The organism is Microbacterium sp. Bi128 (assembly GCF_918698205.1).
The window spans coordinates 1-1,391 of sequence record NZ_CAKKMM010001341.1 but is presented as its reverse complement, the minus strand read 5'-3'; the positions used below and the strand labels follow the sequence as shown (position 1 = coordinate 1,391).

1 protein-coding gene is annotated in these 1,391 nt (G+C 64.6%); it reads right to left on the bottom strand.

Annotation, left to right across the window (positions count from 1 at the left end):
- Positions 1-379: 379 nt before the first annotated feature.
- Positions 380-1,391: PDZ domain-containing protein (locus LQV45_RS32575; protein WP_230011708.1), on the bottom strand; the 1,012-nt coding region annotated here is incomplete at its 5' end.

Sequence of the window (1,391 nt, the reverse complement as noted above, 5' to 3'; positions counted from 1 at the left end):
CACTTCGAAGTAGCCGAGCTGCTGGTACCAGAGGACATCCGTCCAGACATTGGCGAAGAAGATGAATCCGACCACGATCAGGGCCACGATGATCAGCGTCGGCGTCAGGGCGCCGCGTCGTGTCTGGGGTCTTCCGGGCGGGACAGTGCTGGCGGGACGGGACAAACTCGGTACCTCATAGCTGGTCGTCTACTGCTGGTTTTTAGTTATCAGTCGCTGCTGTGGCTCAGTCTGGCGACCAAGTGCCGGTGTTGCAGGTTGATGCATTCTAACGGCCGTCACCGCCGTTCCGTCAGGGCCCTGCAGCAGGGTCCCGTCGGGACGGCGCGGCCGTCAATTAGTGCCACGAGTGGGGACGGCGCTTAGTTCCGCGGCCAGTCTAGTTGTTGGTGCAGACAGGCAGGCCCGATGTGTCGCCGCCTGACGCGGCCAGTTCAACTGCCTTGCGGGCCTCGGTGAGGTTCTCGACCCGGACCACCTGCAGGCCGTCGGGGATGTGGCCCAGCACGTCTTCGCAGTTGGCCGCCGGGGCCAGGAACAGTGTGGCCCCGCCGGACCGCGCCCCCTGCATCTTCTGGGCGATCCCGCCGATGGGTCCTACGGCACCGTCCGGGGTGATGGTTCCGGTTCCGGCGATGTGCTTGCCGCCGGTCAGGTCCCCGGGAGTGACGGTGTCAATGATGCCAAGCGCGAACATCATGCCCGCACTGGGGCCACCGACCTTGTCGAGCGAGATGGTGACATCAAACGGGAAGGTGAACTTGTACTGCAGCAAGACGCCCAGGATGTAGCGGCCCGCACTGTTTTTGGCCGGCGTAATGGTGACTGGCACCCGGTTGCCGGCGCGTTCGACGATAACCTTGGCGGGCTTGCCGTTGCCGGCGGCCAGTTCCGCCTGGACCACGCCGAGCGCAGTGATGGGCTTGTCATTGATGGAGACAAGTTCGTCCCCTGCCTGCAGCAGTCCCTTCGAGGCGGAGTCGTCCGGGAGCCCGGCCACCTGCATTTTCTGCCCGAACGGAATCTTCAGTTCCTTCAGTGCCGAGGCGATGGCGTTCTCCTGGGAGGTGGTCATCGCGGTGGCGCTCTCCTGCTGGGACTGTTCCTTGGTGACGCCGGTGGGGAAGAGCAGTTCCTGGGGGTAGACGGCCTTGGTCCCGTTCAGCCATGCCGAGAACGCCTCGAAGACGCTGACCGGACCGTTGGGACCGCCGTCGACATAGACAGTGGTCAGGTCCAGGCTGCCCTTGGCGGGAAACGACTCATGGCCGCTGACGCTGATCACCGGTTTGCCGTCGTCCTGGCCGATGGTGTTGAAGGTGGGGCCGGGAGACTCGCTAACGTACGGCAAGGGCAGGCCCACCGAGGTGATGCCCAATGCGGCGGCAAGC